Source organism: Lysinibacillus sp. NPDC097214, assembly GCF_050277945.1.
In the GTDB taxonomy this organism is placed as follows: Bacteria; Bacillota; Bacilli; order Bacillales_A; family Planococcaceae; genus Lysinibacillus; species Lysinibacillus xylanilyticus_B.
In genome coordinates, this window is record NZ_JBNNSS010000006.1 from 156125 (window position 1) to 180200 (window position 24076).

At 36.6% G+C, this 24076-nt stretch carries 24 protein-coding genes; 4 read left to right on the forward strand and 20 right to left on the reverse strand.

Annotation, left to right across the window (positions count from 1 at the left end; translation table 11 throughout):
• Positions 1 to 16: 16 nt before the first annotated feature.
• From ACQKMI_RS15420 to ACQKMI_RS15510, 19 genes are all read right to left on the reverse strand, one after another.
• Positions 17 to 1024 (reverse strand): cytidylyltransferase domain-containing protein, encoded by a 1008-nt coding sequence (locus tag ACQKMI_RS15420; protein WP_427490334.1) that lies wholly within the window; start codon positions 1022 to 1024, stop codon positions 17 to 19.
• Positions 1025 to 2248, reverse strand: coding sequence for a 6-hydroxymethylpterin diphosphokinase MptE-like protein (locus ACQKMI_RS15425; RefSeq protein ID WP_427490336.1), 1224 nt, complete (start codon positions 2246 to 2248; stop codon positions 1025 to 1027).
• Entirely contained in the window at positions 2245 to 2613 is a 369-nt protein-coding gene (locus ACQKMI_RS15430) for a hypothetical protein (RefSeq protein ID WP_427490338.1), read from the reverse strand. Before ACQKMI_RS15430 ends, ACQKMI_RS15425 begins: the two co-directional genes overlap by 4 nt.
• Positions 2588 to 4309, reverse strand: a complete 1722-nt coding sequence (locus ACQKMI_RS15435; protein ID WP_427490340.1) for a motility associated factor glycosyltransferase family protein — start codon at positions 4307 to 4309, stop codon at positions 2588 to 2590. Before ACQKMI_RS15435 ends, ACQKMI_RS15430 begins: the two co-directional genes overlap by 26 nt.
• 102 nt (positions 4310 to 4411) lie before the next feature.
• The gene (locus ACQKMI_RS15440; protein WP_427490342.1) at positions 4412 to 5224 is read right to left on the reverse strand and encodes a flagellin; all 813 of its coding nucleotides are present in this window, start codon (positions 5222 to 5224) and stop codon (positions 4412 to 4414) included.
• A 200-nt stretch (positions 5225 to 5424) separates the two neighbouring features.
• A complete protein-coding gene (gene csrA / locus ACQKMI_RS15445) occupies positions 5425 to 5643 on the reverse strand; it encodes a carbon storage regulator CsrA (RefSeq protein WP_427490344.1) in 219 nt (72 codons plus the stop codon).
• Positions 5643 to 6086: a flagellar assembly protein FliW gene (gene fliW, locus ACQKMI_RS15450; RefSeq protein ID WP_427490346.1), complete on the reverse strand. Its 444-nt coding sequence runs from the start codon at positions 6084 to 6086 to the stop codon at positions 5643 to 5645. Before fliW ends, csrA begins: the two co-directional genes overlap by 1 nt.
• 16 nt (positions 6087 to 6102) lie before the next feature.
• Entirely contained in the window at positions 6103 to 6666 is a 564-nt protein-coding gene (locus ACQKMI_RS15455) for a DUF6470 family protein (RefSeq protein WP_427490348.1), read from the reverse strand.
• A gap of 123 nt (positions 6667 to 6789) precedes the next feature.
• Positions 6790 to 7707, reverse strand: coding sequence for a flagellar hook-associated protein FlgL (gene flgL / locus ACQKMI_RS15460; protein ID WP_427490350.1), 918 nt, complete (start codon positions 7705 to 7707; stop codon positions 6790 to 6792).
• Positions 7708 to 7749: 42 nt separating this feature from the next.
• Positions 7750 to 9306 (reverse strand): flagellar hook-associated protein FlgK, encoded by a 1557-nt coding sequence (gene flgK / locus ACQKMI_RS15465; protein WP_427490351.1) that lies wholly within the window; start codon positions 9304 to 9306, stop codon positions 7750 to 7752.
• A gap of 65 nt (positions 9307 to 9371) precedes the next feature.
• Positions 9372 to 9872 (reverse strand): flagellar protein FlgN, encoded by a 501-nt coding sequence (locus ACQKMI_RS15470; protein WP_427490353.1) that lies wholly within the window; start codon positions 9870 to 9872, stop codon positions 9372 to 9374.
• 27 nt (positions 9873 to 9899) lie between these two features.
• Entirely contained in the window at positions 9900 to 10160 is a 261-nt protein-coding gene (flgM, locus tag ACQKMI_RS15475) for a flagellar biosynthesis anti-sigma factor FlgM (RefSeq protein WP_323645560.1), read from the reverse strand.
• A 123-nt stretch (positions 10161 to 10283) separates the two neighbouring features.
• A complete protein-coding gene (locus ACQKMI_RS15480; protein ID WP_427490355.1) occupies positions 10284 to 10694 on the reverse strand; it encodes a TIGR03826 family flagellar region protein in 411 nt (136 codons plus the stop codon).
• Positions 10695 to 10882: 188 nt separating this feature from the next.
• The gene (locus ACQKMI_RS15485; protein WP_427490357.1) at positions 10883 to 11473 is read right to left on the reverse strand and encodes a ComF family protein; all 591 of its coding nucleotides are present in this window, start codon (positions 11471 to 11473) and stop codon (positions 10883 to 10885) included.
• Positions 11470 to 12837: a DEAD/DEAH box helicase gene (locus ACQKMI_RS15490; protein ID WP_427490359.1), complete on the reverse strand. Its 1368-nt coding sequence runs from the start codon at positions 12835 to 12837 to the stop codon at positions 11470 to 11472. The genes ACQKMI_RS15485 and ACQKMI_RS15490 overlap by 4 nt, the downstream gene beginning before the upstream one ends.
• An 89-nt stretch (positions 12838 to 12926) precedes the next feature.
• Positions 12927 to 13769 (reverse strand): DegV family protein, encoded by an 843-nt coding sequence (locus ACQKMI_RS15495; RefSeq protein WP_427490361.1) that lies wholly within the window; start codon positions 13767 to 13769, stop codon positions 12927 to 12929.
• Positions 13770 to 14213: 444 nt separating this feature from the next.
• Positions 14214 to 14756, reverse strand: a complete 543-nt coding sequence (locus tag ACQKMI_RS15500; protein ID WP_427490362.1) for a nuclear transport factor 2 family protein — start codon at positions 14754 to 14756, stop codon at positions 14214 to 14216.
• A 234-nt stretch (positions 14757 to 14990) separates the two neighbouring features.
• Positions 14991 to 15665 (reverse strand): response regulator, encoded by a 675-nt coding sequence (locus ACQKMI_RS15505; protein ID WP_079559471.1) that lies wholly within the window; start codon positions 15663 to 15665, stop codon positions 14991 to 14993.
• A gap of 36 nt (positions 15666 to 15701) precedes the next feature.
• Complete coding sequence (locus ACQKMI_RS15510) at positions 15702 to 16850, reverse strand: sensor histidine kinase (protein ID WP_427490364.1); 1149 nt, start codon at positions 16848 to 16850, stop codon at positions 15702 to 15704.
• Positions 16851 to 17017: 167 nt separating this feature from the next.
• Between ACQKMI_RS15510 and ACQKMI_RS15515 the strand changes: the two genes are divergently transcribed.
• Together ACQKMI_RS15515 and ACQKMI_RS15520 are read left to right on the forward strand one after the other, a co-directional pair.
• Positions 17018 to 17656, forward strand: coding sequence for a YigZ family protein (locus ACQKMI_RS15515; protein WP_427490366.1), 639 nt, complete (start codon positions 17018 to 17020; stop codon positions 17654 to 17656).
• Positions 17657 to 17794: 138 nt separating this feature from the next.
• Positions 17795 to 18829 carry an LCP family protein gene (locus ACQKMI_RS15520; protein WP_427490368.1) on the forward strand — a complete coding sequence of 345 codons (1035 nt, stop codon included), beginning with the start codon at positions 17795 to 17797 and terminating at the stop codon, positions 18827 to 18829.
• A gap of 593 nt (positions 18830 to 19422) precedes the next feature.
• On the opposite strand, the gene ACQKMI_RS15525 is transcribed toward ACQKMI_RS15520, so the two are convergent.
• Complete coding sequence (locus tag ACQKMI_RS15525; RefSeq protein ID WP_323645571.1) at positions 19423 to 20487, reverse strand: MraY family glycosyltransferase; 1065 nt, start codon at positions 20485 to 20487, stop codon at positions 19423 to 19425.
• A gap of 224 nt (positions 20488 to 20711) precedes the next feature.
• On the opposite strand from ACQKMI_RS15525, the gene secA2 reads away from it, so the two are divergent.
• Together secA2 and ACQKMI_RS15535 are read left to right on the forward strand one after the other, a co-directional pair.
• Positions 20712 to 23075, forward strand: a complete 2364-nt coding sequence (gene secA2, locus ACQKMI_RS15530) for an accessory Sec system translocase SecA2 (RefSeq protein WP_427490370.1) — start codon at positions 20712 to 20714, stop codon at positions 23073 to 23075.
• A complete protein-coding gene (locus ACQKMI_RS15535) occupies positions 23075 to 23971 on the forward strand; it encodes an accessory Sec system S-layer assembly protein (protein ID WP_427490372.1) in 897 nt (298 codons plus the stop codon). Before secA2 ends, ACQKMI_RS15535 begins: the two co-directional genes overlap by 1 nt.
• Positions 23972 to 24076: the final 105 nt, after the last annotated feature.

Here is a 24076-nt window from a genome sequence, read left to right on the forward strand (position 1 = left end):
TTAATTCATCTCCATCCTAGTAAAAAAAACTATATAAATCGTTCATATGTATCATTTTATCATCGACATAAAAATCAGAATTTGGTTTACCGAACAACAACTCATGATACTTCAAACCCCAATCTGACATCTGCTTCTCTGTTACTTCACGCCAATCTTGCTTCGTAACATATCCTCTTGCCGTAAATAAAATAATGTTATTCCCTGCATCATAAAGCTGATTAATGATATGTATCATTTTCTTATTAGGCGTTGCAAAGTGATAATCCAAATCTGCTCTAAATTCAGCTATTACACCATCGATATCAAATACAAAACGATTGTTACCTTCCATTAAGCGTAAATACTGCTCAGCTTTTAAAAATTCATCCTCTGTGTCAATATCAAAGTTATGATCTAATTCATATCCTTTAATCTTTTGACCAGACATTGAATTTTTTTCAGTAATAACACTCGTTCTGATTACATCAATACACGCGTTTTGATAAAAAATCTTGGGCAATTGCTGTCTGGGCATATTATAAGCTTCTTCAATATCAGTAAGTAATGGTGTTAAAGTATCATCATCATTTTTACGCCACATTTTATAGGCAATTTCTTTTGCTGCTGCTATACAACGAACAGAATCTATTTCGTCATCTGCTAATATTAAATCAATCATTTGATCAATATCCTGTACATTTCTAACAGGATAAGTAGGTCTTAACTGAACGACAATATCTGGAACATATGCCTCTTCTTCTTTTAAGTAGGCAAGGACATGTTGAAATACCTCAATATCTAATGATAAATCGCCTGAAATTTCTGCTGGTCGAAGAAAAGGAACTTCTGCCCCATACTTACTCGCAATATTTGCATATTTCTCACTATCTGTACTCACAATCACACGATTTATTTTGTTTGAATTTAAAGCGTGCTCTATGGAATAAGCCAACATAGGTTTTCCATTCATAGGTCGAATATTTTTATCTTTTACGCTTTTTGAACCTGATCTAGCAGGTATAATTGCAAGTATATTTGTCATTTATATACTTCCTTTACTAATTAATTCACAAAATTGCTGTTCATTTATTAATTGAGTTCCTTCGATTTTCGCACCATATAAAGCTGTATTATAAACTTCAACGCTTGTATCTTGAACGGCACTATTAAACCATTTTAAATAACTGTAAAGTGTTTTCGTAGTACTAATCATCTTACCTGCATTACACTCTACTGTTAAGAGTTGCTCTATATCTTCAACAGTCCTTCCAGATGTTGAGCCTATTACATGCGACTCGTTACTACTAAATCCAAGATCTTGGCCAAATAATACAAGGTGTTTAAAATCAAGATGTTCCAAAAGGCTGAATGCTAAAGTTGCTACCGAACCACCAGTATCAAGGGTTGGATACTTTAATTCAGTTGCCAATTCTTCTGCCAATGAATAGCCATTTTGCAATAATACACATCTATTATTTTTGTAATTATTCACAGTATTGTTATCAGCTGTGCATAAATAAAATAAATCTCCATTATATTGAATCTTGTTAAACTGCTTCATTATTAAAGGTTGTGGATCAGAAATTATCGCTGCATGAGGTGTGATCCCAGCATCCAACAACGGTTTCAATGCAGAACCTACACTCAAAATATAAATATCTTCATTTACTTTTTCTAACCATTTTTTTGTTTCATTCAATGAAGAACCACTGGAAACTAAGGCAGCTATTTTCTTGTCTTTTAAACTCTCCTTTATAATCATAAGCTTAAAATCATCTAACTGAATATTAATTTTAAAGTTTTGCTCCATTAATGGAGCAAATCGTTTATATGACATTTGCTTTATTTTAATATCCATCAAAAAAGAATATAAAGGATGGTCTTGCCCCATTACTGGTAGCCAAACATGTGGAATGATTACTTGATAGTCTGTATTCATTGCTAAATCAATAATACTATCAATTATTTGTACATTCTTTTTATGTCTTAATTCCATTTCGATTTTCGAATCCTTAAAACAATCAAGCTCCTTTTTATCTAAAACAAGGACAAGAATTTCTTTATATGGTTCTACTAAATCTTGTAATGCCTTCAGGTGATAACCAAGCCCTAAACCAACCAATAGGTATCCCTTTGCTTCTTGATCATACTCTTTATCAATAAAGCGTCTTGCATCTTCAAGTGGTCTGTATTTACTATACAAGAGGAGATTATTAACTTTCAGCGTATTTTCTCCATTTTTCGCCTCAAATATCTCAAATTTCATGCTGTTGGTGTACTATCAATGTCTTGTAAATCAGAAAAGAAAGGCGCTATTTCATATTCAAATAAATCCGCTACTAAATTGTTATCTTGAATTTGAAGACCACCATTGATTTCGCTTAAATACGATTGAATTGAACTGATATTTAAATAAATAGAAATTCCATTTTTCTCAATTAAGCTACCTGCATCTATTAACCACATTACACCTTCTGTAAAATCCTTAATAAAATTTAATGCCTCAGTAATTTGATCTTCACGTAGTTTTTCTGCGATGATTCTACTACCAATTGGTATTTTTTTTACGTATTCATTATAACTTTCAATCGTTTCTTTTAAAATATCATCCATTTTCATTACCTCTCTCATATGTTTTTGCTTTATCAATAGTATCTAGTGTATATTGCTTCGTCTTTTTAACTGCTTCTAATAATCTTGAGTAAAGTTCTTTAGATTGATTATACACCCTTGTATAAGTTTCTATTGATCCCTCATTTAATTTTGGTTCATAGTTTCTTAAAATATCCAATGTAATCGGATCTGTTAAATAATTCAATGATACTTGTTTTAATTTTTTCTCCAAATTTTTATCTATTTTACTCAATTCGCTCAAAGTACTCTTATTAAAGGTTCCTAGCGATTTATTCTGGTTCAATAATTTAAGTGCCAATTCCAATTGTTTTATCAAATGGTTGTATATACTAATAAGCTCATTCATTTTACTAATAAAAATTGAAGTATTTATTTTTCTATAATTATTCTCTTCTACAATCTCCTTTTTTTCCCTACACTGTTGGTAGACATATGCTTCACAAAAATCTACAAAAGATAGTTGATCCATACCTTCAATTTTTGCTCCCCCCTCAGTACAATTATAAATAGGGGAATCATGTTGCATATTTTGATGTATTACTTCGAAACTTTTTTTCATAGATAAAAATGGATAATCCGTTACAACCATGTCTCCATAATATCCTGGTATTTCTATAGTTCCTCTAGACTTCATAAAGTCTACATCTACCTTTTTAAAGCGTTTATTGCTTTCTGCATGAGATTTATCATCAGTATACGCTAAGTCTTGTCCGATAATTGCTATTGGTCCAGTCGTAATATACGCAGCTATTGAATAGGCGAAGTTTGCAACTGACCCACCACCACTTATGCGAGGTAAATCAATTGAAAATACTCTTTTAATATGTTCACCATATGCTTGATTACTTGCAGCTAGAAAGGCATATTTATTATTTGGGTATTCATCTTGAATTCTATAATGACTAGTAATAGCATAAATTAATTGTGATTTTATTTTTGGTATATCCTTAAAATGATTATAGTTTTCAAGCCCTCCATCTATCGTCACTATATAATCCGGCTCAATTCCTTTAGCAAGAAGCGAATTAATAGTGGAACCAGCTGCTATAATAATTACTTGATTTTTTATTTCCTTTAATAGTGACAATTGTTTTGTTAGAGATGGACCACCGGAAGCTAAAACTACGGGACAAGAATACGTTTTTTTTAATTCTTCCAACGAACTATCTCGGCTTAGATTAAATAAATTTTGAATAAAATTTTCCTGCCAATTATCTGAAAATACCCTTATAGTATTTTCATGAACTTGAAGCATTTTTTGTACTTCTTTTATTACTTCTAAAACTCTTTTCATTTCGTTTGGAAAAATTTTATCGTAGTTAGGTGAACAAATTACCTTTACCTTTTTACTTAAATTTTTAAGGGCACCAGCAATTAAAACTTCTAATTCTTTTTTTTCAATTTGATTAATAATTGTATTTTTTTTTGTTTTTTCTCCTACGTTTATTAATGGATATATGGGATCAATAATAATTAGTTTTGTAGCATCTTCGATTTTTTCATTTAATACCTCTGTTATGTATCCTAATCCGTATCCAAACAAAATATGTACATATCCCTCTTCAAATTCCTTATCAACTATTCTTGAAGCTTCTTGAATTGGATCATATTTACTATGTAATAAATAACCATTCAACGTAACTGTTTCTAAATTATTTCTAGTTTTTATATATTCAATCTTATATTTTGACAAAAAATTTCACCTCTCTTATTTTATCGTCAAAATTCAAAAATAATAAAGGAATCCGTTCAAAATATTGAACGGATTCCTTTTTAATATAATTAGGCGAAATTATTATCGTAATAATTGAAGTACGCCTTGCGGTTGTTGGTTAGCTTGCGCTAGCATAGATTGTGCAGCTTGCATTAAGATGTTGTTCTTTGTGAAGCCCATCATCTCTTTAGCCATATCTGTATCACGGATACGAGATTCAGCAGCTGTTAAGTTTTCAGATGTAGCACCTAAGTTATTGATTGTGTGCTCTAAACGGTTTTGAACAGCACCTAAGTCTGAACGTTGGCTTGAAACTGTTTTCAAAGCGTCATTAATTGTTGTAATTGCTGCATTTGCAGAACCTTGAGAAGAAATATCAATACCTGATACAGATAGACCACCTGCGCCCATATTCGCAATTGAAAGCGTAATATTTTGGTCTATGTTTGCACCGATATGGAATACTTTACCGCCAAATGAACCATTTAATAATTTTTGAGTATTGAACTCAGTATCAGTAGAGATACGTGTAATTTCTGCTACTAATGCGTCAACTTCTTTTTGTAAATCCCCACGGTCAGAAGATACGTTAGTATCATTCGCAGATTGTACTGCTAATTCACGCATACGTTGTAGAATTGCATGTGTTTCGTTAAGAGCACCCTCAGCAGTTTGGATTAAAGAGATTGAGTCTTGAGCGTTTTTAGTCGCCATATCAAGACCACGGATTTGTCCACGCATTTTTTCAGAAATTGCTAAACCAGCAGCGTCATCGCCAGCACGGTTGATTTTGTAACCTGAAGATAATTTCTCTAAGTTTTTAGAAGCTTCAGTGTTGTTGAAAGAAAGGTTACGGTGTGTGTTTAAAGCTGAAATGTTGTGTTGAATTCTCATTTGGAATTCCTCCTTGAATGTTTGTTTTGTCATTCCACATCCGTGTGGAATATCGGATTAGGTAGTGTGTATGTACTTCCTGCCCCTTACAATCTATATATCGTAATTAGTTGGAAATGTTTAATAGTTTTTTCAAAAGTTTATTTATTTTTTTATGTAATAGATTACTAGTTTAAAAATATAGCTAAAGTACGTATTCTTTATTTTTTCTTTAGCTGTTCTAAGAAGATTGATGATGCTGATAAAGCTTCTTTATTTTGTGCTTGGATAGCTTCAAAAACTTCAGAGCGATGTACTTTAACCGTTTTTGGTGCAACAATGCCAATTTTAATTTGTTCGCCATCCACTGCTAATATTTTTATTTCGATTTGGTCACCTATCATAATAGATTCATCTTTTTTACGTGAAAGCACTAGCATTATTTCGCACTTCCTTCCAATGTTTGCATTGGGTACCGTAGCGGATATGACTTATTATCTTGGAGGACGATTTGTTTACCAAGTTTTTTATCCAGGTTAATAATTATAGGCGCTAGCAAATTAATAGTAGAATCCTGCAATGTTTCCTTCATTGTAATAATAGTGTATGTAAGAACAACTTCCTCTTTTTCAATCTGCAGTTGCTCACGATCCTCGTCACTAATGTCAAAGCTATAGTCATTTTTGAAGGCAAATGGATAGGCTATTACAAAACCAATTTCCACCTTATCAACTGATTGAAGTAACATTAACGGAAGGTTTGCATCTATAGGTAGTAACACAAATTTCTTATAATTTTCCAAACCTAATAAACCTTGCTCAAATGTTAGAATATCTTGTTCTTCAATTTCGATTTCACCTAAAAATTTAGTAGCTATTTTCATTCTTTCATGCGCTCCTTTAAATGATAACGTCGATGTTAACATCCGGTCTTTGTACCATTGTACTAGTTACTTTGCCAGGTGTGTAGTCGTGAATAGATTTGTTCACCTTTGCGTCAATTATTGGGTCTCTTTTCTCAATATCGATATCCGTAGTACCTGGTGTATAGTCGATTTTAACAGAGTCTACTGAAGGTACAAATTTAATGTTAAATGGCACACGATGAGGACCATGGTTTTGTTTCGCAATATTTTGAATAGTCGCACGCCCTTGCCCTTTACCTGCATTCTCCATTAATTGACGGCCTTCACTTGCTCTACGTGCCATCCCCTTAAGTGCCCCTTGTCTACCTTCTTCAGCGTAGTTTGCACTTGATTCCAAAGGGCTAATCATCCCTATATCTCGTCTTGCTTGAGAAGAGTCGATTTGTAAAACGCCTCTAGTTGTATGAATCTCCAAGATTGCTGCTGGTTGTTCAATAGATTGAGTAGCTTTAGGCTGTTCAATATGCTGTTGTGGCTTACTAATTTCAAGTTCTATTTTTGCATCAGTTGTGTGAATTTGAATTTGTGGAAGTCGCAATTTCAATTCTCCTTTCAAGAAAAGCGTCTGAACAAAATGTCCAAACGCTTCTGAGTTATTAGTAGATAAGATCCCCTGTTGCCTTTAAAGCAAAAATCAGGTAGACAATTTCATAAATCTGTTTTATCTAATAAAATCTACTAATGTTTGTTGAATTATTTTCGCACCAACAGAAAGTGCAGCTTGATGAATCGATTCACTAGTAACCATTTCAGTAATAGCCTTCGAATAATCAACATCTTCATTATCGGACATTTGCTTTGTTACACCGATTTCACGGATAGAAAGGCGATTCTCCATTAACTCCACACGATTTTGACGTGCCCCGACATCAGCCTGAGCCTCGAGAATTTTATTATGGATCGCTGTAATGTCATCGCCAGTACTTTGTTCAGCTACTCCTCCAAGCGCATTACCAATTTCCTCACCAGTAGCTGGTCCACCGGCACGATTAGGATCTAAAAGTTTAGAGATTTTCTCCATCATATTATCTACATCTTGGAAAAGATCAGCACCTGGTGTATTCACTTTCATCTGAATACCATCATATACTTCCATAACTACATCTTCTGAGTTTACATTCGCTGCGTTGATGACACCATTTTCAAATAACGGCTGACTAGTACGTGTACCACTAAAGATATAACGATCCGCTATCTTCGTGTTACCTACATCCTGAATTTGCTTACGAATTTGATCGATTTCAGCTTTAATTTTCGCACGTTCTTCTGGTGTATTCGTATCGTTGGCCGCTTGAATAACAAGCTCACGAACACGCTTCATCTGCTCACCAACTTGGTTGAGCGATTCATCTGTCGTGTCTAACCAGTTATTTACCTCATTCATATTACGTGTATATTGTTCAACTTGACCTAAATCACGTCGATAGCCCATGCCTTTTACCGCAACAACTGGGTCATCAGAAGGACGAGTAATTTTAGAACCTGAAGTGATTTGGTCTTGTAGCTTAGACATTTTACCGTAGCTATTATTTAAATTTAAAAGCATGTTATTCGATAACATGGATTGTGTTACGCGCATATTTTTTAAAAGCCCCTTTCTATCGTAATGCTAGAGTATTTTCTATATTCCTACACGGCCCATGCCGTTAATGATTTTGTCTAATGTTTCATCGACAACTGTAATCATACGTGCGTTGGCATTATATGCTTGTTGGAACGTAATCATATTTGTCATTTCCTCATCAAGGGACACTGAACTTACTGAGGCACGATTACCAGAAAGTGTTACTAATAATTTTTCAGAAGTCATGTTTAAGCGATATGCTTCTTCACCATCAGTTCCTAGTTTACCGATCATTCCTTGATAGAAAGAGTTAAATGTCGCACCATTTAACTCACTTTGGCTTTTGGATTGAAGATTAGCAAGTTCAAGTGCCCATTTACCATTTCCTTCTTCATTCTTTGCATCAGATGCTGCTAATTTTGAAGGATCTTTTATAAAAATATCATTTACAATAATATTGCCTGCAGTTATTGGAGATCCGTCTTTCGTAGTAAAGAAATCTATATCATTTTGAACACCTGATAAATCGTAGCCTTGCTTATGCATTTTATTGAAGGCTTCAGCAAATTTAACTGCCAATTTATTAAGGTCTGCTAATGTTTCTACGTAATAACCTTTTGGCCCATTTGCACTATCATATCCGTACGAATCAATAAGAGATAATAGTTTCCCTTTACCTGGTTCTAACTGGTCAAATGTAATGGACTCTGATGTGCCAAGTCCACTTACTTGAATAGCTGAGAACACATTGGACAAGTCGTTACCATTAATTTGCTTGGAACCACTTGGATCTGCAACAGTGCCACTTACTTCGATAGTAGCAAAGTCTCTACCATTCACTAGCTCAATTTCTTTATCTGTACCATATGGTTTGAATACAACTGTTATGCTTCCTTCAGCTACTTTACTAGCATTTCCGCCAGATTCGACACGTTTAATGGATACAGGTATGTAATTATTTAATTCATCGATTAAAACATCACGTACATCGTATAAGTCGTTCGGTACATGACCATTCGGTTCTACTTCCTGAACTTGTTTATTGATGGCAGCAATCTGTTTTAGGAGTGAGTTGATACGATCCGTCGCTACATTAATTTCATTTCCTATGTTACCTTGAATTGTTTTTAACTGCTTGTCCATATATCTAAATGATTCAGCTAGGTGTTCAGCACGTTTGATTGCTACTTGACGAGAGGCTGCATTTTCTGGATTTGTACTGACATCTTGAAGCCCTTTCCAGAACTGTTCTAATGCTGCATTTAAACCAAATTGAGACGGTTCATTCAATATATCTTCCATTTGAGAAATCGAATTTGAACGTGATTCCCAATAGCCTAGCTTGTTTGTTTCTTGACGGACTTGACGGTCGGTAAATTCGTCACGAACACGTTGAATCGATCCCGCTTCAACCCCAGTCCCAAGATGTCCTGGATAGTTAGGTTGATTTAAACCTGCTTGAGGGAAACCTTGCGTCGCTTGCATATTTACTCGTTGGCGAGAGTAACCTAATGTATTTGCATTGGAAATATTATGTCCAGTTGTATATAAAGCTGTTTGTTGTGTAAATAAACCGCGTTTACTAGCTTCTAAGCCCATAAATGTTGAGCGCATTTTTTTTCCTCCTTTTTTGAACGTTTATCATTCCAAGCAAATGTTTCTTGCATGGGCGCAAGAAACTATGCTTGAGAATCAAAAAATGATTTTTTAGCAACCTTATTTGTTCCGCGTATCTCACTACCAGAGTAGTTCATTTGCTCGGTCTGAGGTCGTAAGGATCCCAATGTCAGATTGACAAATTGTAGTGATTGGAACACTAGTTTTTGATTTAAATCGTTTTGTTTTTTTAAGTCGTCGATGATTTGCAATAATTGATTGCGAACAGCTGAGAGCGTGTCTTTTTCAGTCTGTTGTTCAGCAGCCTCGATGACATCAGCGACAGTTGCTTTGTCAGTTGAAGCAAATCCTTTTGCCCCAAGGTAATCCGTTACCTGTTTCTGACGCTGTTGCTCGAGCTTATCGATGGCTGCTACATGTGCCTGCTCATCCTTGAGCATTTGGTCCAGTGCTTCGATATCACCAGCTGTAATGATTTCAGTTTTTTTTATGGCTAGTTCAAGTAAGCTTTTATGCATTCTTTCTAGTTTTGTTAGTGTAGAACAGATCGTTTCTACAGACATATTGCGAAGCACCCTTTCTGATATTCCTTAGAAACGATAATATTTCAGCATATCTTCTGCCACTTTGCGAGCGTCCACTTTGTATTCGCCAGATGCGATATCTTCTTTTAATTGTTTTACGCGCTCTGCACGCTCTGTGTTGTATGTTGAAATCCCTTGCATCTCCTGTGCAGTCTTTGAAATTTCGATTTTATCTGCGAAGGATGCCTTGTTAGTGCTTGATTGTACATTGCGCACCTGATTATTATAGGCGTTCACTGCATTTATCCCATATGATGTAATTTTCATGTAATCCCCCCCTATCTAAAAGCTTATCTTCCTATTATTTCGGATTGTCTCACATAATGTTAAGTTTTCAAATATAAAAAAGTGTGCTAATTTTGTTTAAAATTAACACACTTTAGGCCCTTCTCATTTTCGATCAGCGTGATACGTTACACGATCACGTTCTGCCACACTCTCACGGAACTCCTTCGCAGCTTCGAATGTGCGTAGCTCCGACTTCAATTCATCCTGACATTTTGTACAAAGCTTGCCTTTAGTCGTTAGATGACCACAGTTATCACATGGGTAGCCAAGATTCGGGAACATCGCAGGCTGTAAACGCCCCTTGCGTACCCATTTATACAATAGTTCTTCTTCTGCTCCTGTTGCTTCAACAATACGTTCTACTGTCGCAGCACGGTTTTCGCGTTTACGTAAAAAGCGATAAACGATTTGATATAAATCTTCTTCAGATTGAGCGCATTTATGACATACTTCTCTGACCCCTATATAATTAAAAAACTCATTACATTTCGGACAATTGCGAACCTCTGCCATCTACTCTTCCTCCTCTTAAATCAATTTCGCCTTGGCGTAATTGCGTCCGGATTTTGAATTGTGCCGAGCACAATTCATTCCTTCCAAAATCTGTGACATCCGCCGGAGGCTTTATCTTCGAATGAAGATAACAACAAAATACGAATCTTATATACTCGTAATCCATTATACACAATGCATTAGCATTTTCATCCATTAATTAGTGTGAAGCTTTTGACATTTTTGGCTCCTGCATTTAATAAAACCTCAGTAGCATGCCTTAAAGTCGTTCCTGTAGTTTTTATATCGTCAAAAAGAAGATATTCTTTATACTCTACATTTACTCCATCCATCAGACGAAAGAGAGAAGCTGCTTGGATTCGTTGCTCTCTATTTTTGGAGCTTTGCGTTTCTGTCATTGTCTTTTCTAAAAGTTGTATAAAAGGAATATTAGCAGCCTTTAATAGTTCCTCCATATGCGAAAAGGTACGTTCCCTTTGCTTAATTGGGTGCATAGGAATCGGTATTATGGTTGCTTTTTCATGCTTCAATCGTGCATGTAGCTCCTGCCGAAATACTTTAGCAAGTGCGACATCCTGAAGAAATTTATATTGATGCAAATAATCCTTCATCGCATCGTTATATTGGTAAAGTGCTGTTGCTGTTGAGGAATATTCAAATCGAGCTATGCATCTATCACAGATGGTTGGTTGAAATTGTTTTGTTAAAAGTAGTTTCCATGAGATTGCTGATTGCAAAGGCTGTGAGCATAATAAGCACAGTGTTTCAATTTTATTCATGTTGAAAATCCTTTCTTATTATAATAAAGAATTTTTGTCCGCGCATCATCCATTTCAGTCGTAATGCCATGATGAAAAAATACGACGTCTCCATCTGCAAAATCGACATTTCGACCAACTCGCCCAGCGATTTGTATGAGTGCACTGGAATTGAAAATAGTTGATTCTGCCCCAATCACTGCAACCTGTACATTCTTGATCGTAATCCCTCTTTCTAAAATGGTCGTAGTCAGTAAACCCGGAACTTCTTCATTCCGTAGTTTAAGCACTTTTTCTTTACGCTCCGGATCCTCGGCATGTACCGCCATAATACTGTCATCTAATAGTCGAAAAAGAGGTGTAGCTATTTTCATTAACTCTACTTTTGGGAAAAATAATAGAAATGGTTCTTTGCGTGTAAGGCGCTCCTCTGTCCATTGTTTCAGCTTTCGTGGGATTTTTCCTCGTTTCAAGCTTTTTTCATAGCTCCATAGGGAATGAAATCGAGGGACTGGTAATGGACAATCATGATAGCGCTTCGGGATAAATGAATAAAAATTATTTTGATATTGAGTAAGTAGTTTATGCGAAGGGGTTGCCGTGACCAACAATAGTGGTGCATTTTCCGTTTTTGCCTTTTGCACCGCGTCTTGCAATGTTTCATCAAATGTATAGGGAAAGGCATCAGCCTCATCAACAATCATGATGTCAAACGCTCGATCAAACCGATAAAGCTGATGTGTTGTCGCCAACACAAGCTGAGCAAAGCCCCCCTGCTTCGGTGATCCACCATATAATGCATGGACAATCGTTTGCGGGAAAACTTTTTGAAAGCGTGGATATAACTCTAGCACTACATCTGTACGAGGCGTAGCGATACATACTCGCAAGCCCTGCTCTAACGCATAATGAACAGTCGGGAAAAGTAGCTCTGTTTTTCCAGCCCCACATACTGCATGGATAAGATGAGAGCGCCTTGCCTTCACACTTTCTAGCATTTCATTTGCTGCCTGCTGTTGAAGCACTGTAAATTGCCCTGTCCATCTGAGTGAATGCTTTCTTGTCCTAATTGCGCGAGGGCCTGTCCAAAGCATCAATTGTGTACAACTACTCACTCGGCCCATATTCAGACAATGTCTACAATATATACATTGCTGCTGGCACTTTGCACAATCAAATGTTGTAAAGTGTTGAGGATTTTCATTATGGCAACGATTGCATTTTAGACGTGGCTCTTTTTGAATCCCTTCTATTATATGAAAGTATTGATGAGTGATAGATTTCTCGATATCCTCCTTTGAAAATGGGGCATGCTCCTTTAACCAAATACGTCCTTCATGAAAATCTCTTAATGCAGGTGGCAACAACCAACCTTTGTATGTCATTGCGTTGCTCCTTTCATGTGGTTTTTTATCGGTTCCTAAATAAAAAGACAGCCTCTACATAGTTACTGTAGAGACTGTCTCACTTACTATTATTTTTTTGTCCAGCCTAGACCCATTGAGCCTTCACCTAAATGTGTGCCAATAACGGGACCGAAATAGCTCAATTTAAAGTTAACGTTCGGGTAAGTTGCTGCTAGTTGTACTAGCCATTCTTCGGCTTCTGCCTGGCAATTGGCATGAATCACTACAGCATCCAGCGCTTCATACTTACTAGCATCCTCTGCTAGTAGCTCCTCCGCACGCTTTAATGCTTTTTTACGTGTGCGAATTTTTTCAAAAGGTACAATGACCTTGTCTGCAAAATGAAGAACCGGCTTTACTTGTAATAAGCCACCGATTAATGCCGCTGCTGCAGACAGACGTCCCCCACGTTGTAAGTGCGCTAAGTCATCTACAATGAAGTAAGCACGAACTGATTGCTTCATGTCCGCCAATGAAGCGTGAATTTCGTTTGCGGAAAAGCCCTGAGCCGCCATTTCAGCTGCTCGTAGAACGTAAAAACCCTGTACCGCACAGGATATTTCACTATCAAAAGTGGACACATCAATGCCTTCCACCATCTCGCCTGCTTGAATGGCACCTTGATATGTACCACTGATTCCACTTGATAAATGAATAGATATTACCTCATCATACTCTTTTGCCAGCTCTTCAAAGAGAGCGACAAATTCTCCAATTGGAGGCTGGGTTGTTTTTGGGAATTCTTTTGCCCCGCGTACTTTATCATAAAATTCAGATGCCGTGATATCTACTTCTTCTTCAAAAAGTTGACCTGAGATATTTACACTTAACGGAATCATATGAATGTTTAAGCGTGCTCGTTCTTCAGCCGAAATATATGCAGTACTATCTGTTACGATTGCTGTCCTCATCCATGTCCACTCTCCTATTCTAAATAGTTTACAATAAAAAGAAATGAATGTGAAATGAATTACGACATAACGTAATCTTGTCTGAACGTCGAATAGAAGGAAGTCGCTTCACTCTTTCATCATTCTAGACATCTGCTAAATTGTTAAACTTAGCATTCATTTCACATTCATTTTCTATGTATAGTAAAGAATTTATTTCCTCTTAGCCAAACGAGGCTGGTCTTCATCCTACTAATCCTTCTTTGAATAAGTAAAGGCTCATCACCATATGTGGAGTTGATTTCCGTTTTCATGAAGCAAGTCCAATAAGCAGTTGGGTATGATGCTTTTAGCCATCGTTCCACCTACTACGCTCGCTCTAGGGGCTTATCTTTGACGCTAATGCCCAGGAAATCGTCCAACCTCAACTCTTAGTGATGAGCCTGAATGAAGAGATCCTCATTTTTATTTGCCAGTACTTGATTTCGTGTCGTCCATATAAAAGACGCTAGTGACCTTCCATTGTCCATCTTCTTTGACGAATACTGTCACTTGTTGCCCTGCACTTTCATGCTTCACATTTGTTTTAGTTTGTACGAAATGCAATGTTATATTGGAATGGACCTGTGCTTCATTTTCGTTATATTTTATGATTGTAGTATCTTTAGCATCTCGTTTAACGTCTGACTGTTTAAATACGTCTGTCGTGAATTCTTTTTCTTCATCATAGTTGAAACCTTTTGGTTCCTTCGAGAGCGTTTGCATATAACGATCAATATCTTTTGAATTAAAGGCTTCAATATATTCATTAAAGGCTAGTAAGATTGCTTTTCCCTCATTAGCAGGGACATTTTCTGCCTTTGTTATTTGTCCACCATTCATTTCAAATCCGACGGTTCCATCATCAATGATTTTTTGTCGGTCTTCCGCACTCATTTCATCTTTTTTATTACCACAGGCAGTTAACATTAATAAAGTTAGAACTGCTAGAAAACTTTTCTTTAACATCAAAAAACCTCCCGCGCATATTGTAGCATATAAATCCCGTTGTAGGAATTTTGTTGTGTATTTTCAACATTTAGGTGCTACATCTTCCTTATGACGCCCACGCTTTTAAAATGTTGCACGATTTAATCGATCCCTATGTATTTTTTGAGAATTCGTTCCCACTAAAAAAACTGCTTTAAAAACTACTAAATAATTTAGTAGCCTTTAAAAACAGCTTTTAATTCATGTATGCTATTAGCGTACTTCAACCCAGCCATTTTTGATGGCTGTAACAACAGCTTGTGTACGGTCGTTTACATTCATTTTTTGTAAAATGCTTGAAACATGGTTTTTAACTGTTTTTTCAGAAATGAACAGTGTCTCACCAATTGTGCGGTTCGATTGTCCATCTGTTAATAATTGTAATACTTCACATTCACGCTTTGTTAACAAATGGAATGGGCGACGAATTTCCGTTTGATGGAAGTTACCTTTATTTTCATGCTCAGAAAGACGACGGAATTCCGCTACTAAATTTTTAGTTACTTTTGGATGTAAATAAGATCCACCATTCGCAACTACTTTAATAGCTTCAACAATTTCGTCAGCATCCATCTCTTTCAGCATATAGCCGAGTGATCCAGATTTTAGTGCGTGTGTTACGTATGTTTCATCATCATGGATGGATAGCATAATAACCTTTGCATCTGGGTATTCATTAATTAAATCTGCTGTTGCCTCTACGCCATTTTTCCCCGGCATATTAATATCCATTAGCACAACATCAGGTTGATTTTCAGCATATAAAGAAACTACATCTGTACCATCATCACCTTCTGCTACCACATCAAACGTATCTTCAAAATCTAAAATACGCTTTACTCCTTCGCGGAATAGCTGGTGATCGTCTACAATAATAATCTTCGTCATTTGTCTTTACCCCCTAAATTTCCTCAAACAATCGTTTTACTCTACTTCTAACGGAATTTTAAATAAAACCGTCGTACCTAGATTTATCTCACTTGTAATTGAGATTGTCCCACCCAAAATTTCAATCCGTTCTTTCATACCTAGAATCCCAAAGGAATGGTCTTTAACTTTCTGTGGATCGAAACCTATGCCATCGTCCTTTACAACGATATTTACGGCATCTTTCAACCACTCAAGCTTTACCCAAATATCCTTACATTTCCCGTGTTTCATGGCATTCGTTACACATTCCTGCACTAAGCGGAAAATAGATACTTCATAGTTGGATGGTATCCGTTTTTCGGTGCTTCTTGATTGGAAATGAACTTCAACACCAGGATTATATTCAGTCACTGTCGATAAGTACTTTTTTAATGTCGGAACAATTCCCAAATCATCAAGTGCCATTGGTCTTAAATCATAGATTATACGTCGCACCTCTGATAATGCATTACGCACCGTTTTCTTTAAATCAGTAATTTCAGCCAAAGCATATTCAATGCCCTTTTCACGATACGTTCTGTCTATTAAATCAGTGCGCATCAGTACATTTGCTAGCATTTGAGCAGGTCCATCGTGGATTTCCCTCGATAGGCGTTTGCGCTCCTCTTCCTGTGCCGCAATAATACGTATACCAAAATCTTGTTTCATTTTTGCTTGTTCAAGTGCTAAACCAACATTTTTTAAATCTGAAGTTAAGTAATTCAAAACGACATTTACTTGATTGACAATATGATCTGCACGTTCAATCGTATCGAGTAGTGCTCTTAATCTTCTCTCTAAATCATCTCTTTTATCACGTAGTTGCTTTTCTTGTGTTCTAATAACGGAGAGCTTCACTTGAAAATCCTGTGCAGTTTCATATGCTTCTCTAACTTGTTCTTCGGTATAATTATCGAAAGCTTTACTCACTAACACAAGTCTTTGCTTGGCAAGCTGTGTACTTTTTTCTAAAGCATCGCCTTCATCAATAACAATTGAAACTTGTTTTCGAACAATTTCTAGCTCTTTTTGCATATCTTCGAAACTTCTACGGCTTTGTTCACTTATAATGAAGATATCATCCTTTGAGCTCATGATTGTTTCTAACATTCGATTAAATATGTCATCAAGCGACTTTAAATCGAAGGTATCATTTGAAAACATAGTATACTCCCCAGTCTAATGTCTTATGATTACTTACCATTTCAATAGACCAATTACATAGTCTACACCTATTATATCATCACCCTGTTAAAATTTAATGCTTTTTCTTTATGAAAATTATAGAATAGAACTCGAATAGAACTCTACCTAAAAGGAGATTGGTACGGATGAGAGAAAACTATTTAACAGTAAAAGGATTCGGAGAAAGCGAAATTGTTATTTCTAAATCTCGCTTTCTTACTTATATAGAACGTGCAGAAACGGAAGAGGATGCACTTTCTTTTATTGAACGCATAAAAAAAATGCATCATAATGCGACACATAATTGTTCAGCCTATATGATTGGTGAGCATGATCATATTCAAAAAGCTAATGATGACGGGGAACCTAGTGGCACAGCTGGCGTCCCTATGTTAGAAGTCCTAAAAAAACAAGGTTTAAAAGATACGGTCGTTGTCGTCACACGTTACTTTGGCGGCATTAAGCTTGGCGGTGGCGGTCTCATTCGTGCGTACGGCAAAGCGACAACAGAAGGTTTACTCGCTGCCCAGGTTGTCGAACGCAAGCTTCATCATTTTATGAAAATTACCGTTGATTACACATGGCTTGGCAAAGTGGAAAATGAAATTCGAGGTTCATCGTATACTTTAGAGGAAATTCGCTATTTGGAAGGCGTTGAAATTATTGTATCCGTTTTAAATGAGGAAGAGGAACAGTTCCGAAACTGGGTAACAGAAATGACAAATGGACAGGCGAACATTGCGTTTGAGAAAGCTCAATTTATTGAATTTATTGTAGATAAATAGTTTTAATTGCCGAAACTATTTATGCATAGTATAATTTTAACGTTAAGCCTATTTTATCAACTGCCATATTATTACTTGTATTTGCATAAATTTTAGTTTAATCGTAATATAATCCCCATAACTTAGAGGAGAATATAAATGAAAAATAAAAAGTACAAAAAGAGATCTTCCAGAACTTCCTTAATTATAAAAGTTTCCCTACTTCTCATTGCTAGTTTGGCAATTTGTGTTACTGCTTATGGTGTTTATCTCACTAAACAAGTGAAACATGCAGCTGACTCAGCACATGAAAATTTAGATGGCCGTGAAGTTTCTGCACTTCGCGAAAGTAAAGTAGAGCCGATACATGATAATGTATCGATCTTATTTGTCGGTGTTGACGATAGTGATAATCGTGGGCAAGGTTCTGATCATTCACGTTCCGATGCACTAGTTTTAGCTACATTAAATAATAAAACGCATACCATTAAAATGCTAAGCATTCCACGTGATTCATACGTTTATATTCCTAAAGTAGGCTATAGAGATAAAATTACCCATGCGCATGCTTTAGGTGGTACACTGACAACAATTGACACAGTTGAAAAATTATTAGATATCCCAATTGACTATTATGTGCGTATGAACTTCAATGCTTTTATTGACGTAGTTGACGCATTAGGTGGCATTGAAGCTGAAGTACCTTATGCTTTACATGAGTTAGACGAATTCGACAAGTTTACAATCAACTTGAAGCCAGGTATGCAGCATTTAAACGGTAGTGAAGCACTTGCACTTGCAAGAACACGTAAACAAGATAGCGATATTGAGCGTGGTAAGCGTCAACAAGAAATCCTTACAGCTATTATCAATAAAGTTTCTTCTGTTGGTTCTATATCAAAATACGATGATGTCATTAAGGCACTTGGTGATAACATGAAGACGGATATGACATTTGATGAAATGAAATCCTTCTTGTCTTATTTAACAAAAGGTGTACCACGCATTGATACTTTAAATTTAGAAGGCACTGATGATATGTCTACTGGCGTATATTATTATCAATTAAATCAAGAGTCGGTTAATGAAGTAAAAGAAACTTTGCAAAACCACCTTGACTTAGGTGAAAATTCATCTAGCCTCACAAATAACGATACTGACAGTGATTCAAGTGAAGAATCTTCGGTAAATTAACTAGCTTAATAAAACTTATAGCCTTTCCACTTTCAATTCGTGGAAAGGCTATTTTTTTATGGAATAATTATACCTTAGCATAGTCCGGAATCAGCTTTGCGCTTATGCCGGTATGATGGCGGTCTTTTCGGTAAGGCCACAGGGTGTGGCGTTTTTACCGATGTTATCGGATGGATGCGATGATTTTAGACTAACATCCTATATGAACCTTTCCCATTCCGTAACATCCGTCGGAGGCTTTGGGCCAACAAATGTCTTTTGAAAGCGTAGTGCTAACGTAGCGACAGCAACAGATGTTTTTTGCGCGAAAGCGTAGCGGCAGCGGCACGATGTTTTTTGCGCGAAAGCGTAGCGGCAGCGGCACGATGTTTTTTTGAGCGAAAGCGTAGCGGCAGCGGCACGATGTTGGTCACTCAGGCTTTTTCACAGGATGTGAAGTTCTTAGCCTAAGTTCCTCTATTTCGCGGAAAAGCAGCTTGATTCTGCATTCATTTCACCACCTATAAATGTGGGTGACCTCTGTATCTTAAATCTCTCCAAAAAGAGTCCACAAAAAAAAGCAATCACACAAAAATGTATGATTGCTTTCACTTTTATTTATTAAATATCCGCACAAAATTCAATAATGGTTTATAGTTTTTACCCGCGAGTCCAATGACTTCAACCAAAAGTTCAATTGCTGTTAAAATAACTGCTACAAGTAAAATTGCACCCCATAATTTTGCCATAGAGAAGATCACTGCGGCCATGCCAAACATCGTTGCAATCCCATAAATAATGAGTACTGTTTGTCGATGTGTAAAGCCCATATCCAGTAATCGGTGATGTAAATGTGATTTATCTGGATCCGACCATTTTTTCTTCATGCGTACACGACGAACAATCGCAAAGAATGTATCTGAAATCGGCACACCTAGGATGATAACTGGGATAATTAATGAAACGACTGTAACATTTTTAAATCCAAGCAATGCGAGCACTGATATCATGAAACCAAGGAATAATGCTCCTGTATCTCCCATGAAGATTTTCGCTGGGTGGAAATTGTAAAATAAAAATCCGATTGTTGCTGCTGCTAAAATGGCTGCGATTGCTAACACAAACATATTGTGCATAATAATTGCCATGACAGCTAAAGTAATAAGGGCAATCGTTGAAACGCCTGCCGCTAGACCATCTAAGCCATCGATTAAATTAATGGCATTAGTAATACCAACAATCCAAATAATTGTTAAAGGAATACTTAGAAATCCAAAATTTAATTCACCTACAAATGGCAGGGTAATCATATCAATTTGAATGCCACCTACAAAGATAACGATAAGTGCCGCAATAAGTTGGCCAACTAATTTAGCCTTTGCGGAAATTTCACGCATATCATCTACAACACCTGTTGCTACGATAATGCAAGCACCAATAATAATTGCCAGTAAAAAATTACTACCATTTTCATTGATTATCAAAATCGGCTGAAATATAGCCACAGCTATTAAAAAAGAAAGGAAGATCGCCAATCCCCCGAGTCTTGGCATAATTCGTGCATGTACTTTTCGGTAGTTCGGTGCGTCGACAGCACCTATTTTGAACGCTAATCGTTTAACTAGTGGAGTTAACAATATTGAAGCAACAAAAGCTGCTATTATAGACACGTAGAGCATGTCTCTCCTCCTCAAAAAATAATCTACATTTAAATCCAAATTGATTATAGCACGAACCGGCGCCGAAATATACTTTTTCTATTTATTTTCCACCATTTCACAAATATTATTCCTCTTTTTCAGATTGGAAGAATGCTACATGCCAAATGTAGTCACTTCACGTAAAATTTGATAGAATGATGTAGTGTCTAGCATTTAGACAACTTTAAAGGAGCGTATATTCCATGTTCTCAATTTTCAAAAGTAATAAAGAGCAAACGAGTGCTCGTCAATTAAAACGCTACTATAAAATAGTAGAACAAATTAATAGTCTTGAAGAAAAATATGTCGATAAGTCAGATGCGGAATTACGAGAAATGACTTTTATTTTCAAAGATCGCTTACAACAAGATGAGCCTATTGCATCCATCATCCCGGACGCATTTGCTGTCGTACGAGAAGCCTCAAAACGTGTATTAGGAATGCGTCATTTTGATGTACAGCTTATTGGTGGTCTTGTTTTAACTGAAGGCAATATCGCTGAAATGCCTACAGGTGAAGGTAAAACGCTAGTTGCTTCCCTTCCCTCTTATGTACGTGCATTAGAAGGCAAAGGTGTTCATGTTATTACCGTCAATGATTACTTAGCGAAACGTGACTTTGAACTAGTTGGACAGATTCATCGTTTCCTTGGCTTAACAGTTGGTTTAAATTTACCAATGATGGAGGCAGGCGAGAAAAAGGAAGCCTATAATGCAGATATTACATATGGTGTTGGGACTGAATTCGGTTTCGATTACTTACGTGATAATATGGCATACAGCTTAGCTGATAAAGTACAGCGTCCTTATCACTTCGCCATTATTGATGAAGTAGATAGTGTACTAATCGATGAGGCAAAAACACCACTGATTATCGCTGGTAAAATGCCATCTAACGATGAACTACATCGCATCTCATCTATGTTAGCAAAACGCTTCAAAATAGATGAAGATTATGATTTTGATGATGAAACGAAAGCTACTTCCCTAACAGATAAAGGTATTGAAAAAGTTGAGGCTGCATTCAATATAGATAATCTGTATGACTTAGAGCACCAATCACTTTTCCATTATGTTATCCAAGCTGTTCGTGCTCACGTCATGTTTGAACGTGATGTTGATTACATCGTAAAGGATGACAAAATCGAGCTTGTTGATATGTTCACAGGTCGTATTTTAGAAGGTCGTTCACTATCTAATGGCTTACATCAAGCGATTGAAGCAAAAGAAAATGTAACGATTACCGATGAAAATAAAGCACAGGCACAAATTACAATTCAGAACTATTTCCGTATGTATCCGAAGCTTTCAGGGATGACAGGTACTGCGAAAACACAGGAAAAAGAAATTCGAGAAGTGTACGGCATGGAAGTTATTCAAATTCCAACCAATCGTCCACGTCAACGTGTCGATCAGCCTGATATTATTTTCAACAAGCAAGAAGATAAATATAAATATGTAGCAGCTGAAGTTAAACGTCGTCACGAAAAGGGACAACCTGTCTTAGTTGGGACAACATCTATACTGCAGTCTGAAACAGTTGCCGATAGCTTGAAAAAAGAAGGCTTAAAATTCCAATTGCTAAACGCTAAAACAGTTGAGCAAGAGGTTGAGCTGATTTCTCAAGCAGGTCAAAAAGGTCGTATTACGGTAGCTACCAATATGGCTGGTCGTGGTACAGATATTATGTTAGGCGAAGAAGTTCATGCACTTGGAGGTCTATATGTTATCGGTACCGAAAAGCATGAAAGCCGCCGTGTAGATAATCAGCTACGTGGTCGTTCAGGTCGTCAAGGCGACGTAGGTGAAAGCCGCTTCATTCTCTCTATTGAAGATGATATGTTCCGTCGTTATGCAAAAGAAGAAGTTGAAAAATTCTCTGCAAAAATGGTTGTCAACGAAGAAGGCATTATTCAAAATAAAGATGCTCAAGAACTCATTAACCGTACACAACGAATTGTTGAGGGCTCCCAATACGGTATGCGTGAATACAACCTAAAATTAGACGACGTTATCAATGACCAACGTACAGTTATTTATGGTCTACGTGACAAAATCTTAGCTGAGAAAGACTTGATGGGCGAGCTAAAAAAAATGCTTCGTGAAACGGTTGAATTTGCTGTTCTCGACGCTGCACCGGAAGAAGTTAATTCTGTTGAATGGAATTATGATCAAATGGAGAGTTCACTTAACTCACTTTTCATTACACCTGTCACAATTGACCGAGAAGTGGGCAAAGTAAAACAAATTTTAGCTGACATTCAACCTTCAGAGCAAGAACTACTCAATCATATAGAGAAATTCGCTGAAAATGAACAAGTAATAGAAGTTCTTCCACAAATCATGCTTAGTTATATAGATAGTGGCTGGGTGAAACACTTGGAAGTAATGGCTCATTTAAAAGAAGGTATTGGCTTACGTCATTACCAGCAAGAAGATCCAATGCGGATTTATCAACGCGAGGGACTTGAGTTATTCGGTAAGAATTTCCAAGAATTACGTCGTTCTATTATTATAGAGATTACTGGCTTCATGAAATCAATTGAGGCACAACAGGAGGTACAATAATGGGCTTATTCTCATTCTTTAAAAAATCAGACAAAATCGTTCAAGAAAACACAATTGACTCAAAAGACTTACTAGGAAAAGCTGGTACGAATTCAGGCGATAATCGCGATGTTGAAACAAAGCTTTCATTCCATCCAGAGTGGGATGTACCACAGGAGCAAAAATACATTTTCAACTTCCTAGCAAATGAACTAGAACCATTGAAACCAAATCAATTATCTCTTTCTTCTATTAGTATTGAGGAAAACAAAAGTAAATGGCTTGTTCGTGCATTTTTCCGTTCATCCTTACCACAAGCAATCGAGCTAGGAGAAATCGAGCTTTTCATCATGGATAAAAATGACGAGCTAGTAGCATCTAAAAAATTCGATTTTAAAGCACTTGGCACAATTCCAGCAGAAAGCGCTCGCCCATGGGTATTTGAATTCGAAAAATCTGCAATTCAAGTAGACGAAGTTCCTGAAGATGGCTGGAAAATTGCCTTCAATCTTGTTTCCCTTCGTGGTCATCAATTAGAACTAGATCCATCATGGGAAAAACAATTACCAGCAGCTCAAATAGAAGAGCTAGCCAAAATCGTTGATACTTTACCAAAGTTAGGTGAAACTGAAGTAAACTTCACCGGCTTACAAGCAAAGCTAGCTGATAACGGCAACCTAAATGTATCGATTTTTATCCGTAATGGACACAATAAATCTATTAATCTAGAACAATTACCACTAGAAATTATAGATGCCACTGGTAAACAAATTGCTAATGGTTCATTTAACATGGATCCAGTATTAACTGTACAACCAAACTCAACGAAGCCTTGGACATTTGTCTTCCCTGCAGAGCTTGTTGACGCAAAAGATGCCGACCTATCTCGTTGGACAGCACGCGTAACACAACAATAAACTATCAAAATCCCTTCTTTTTTATAGAAAGAAGGGATTTTTTTATTTGCATAGCGCGGGTGTTTGTTCTCCTTTCGCGGGTATTTGCCCTCCTCCCGCGGGTAT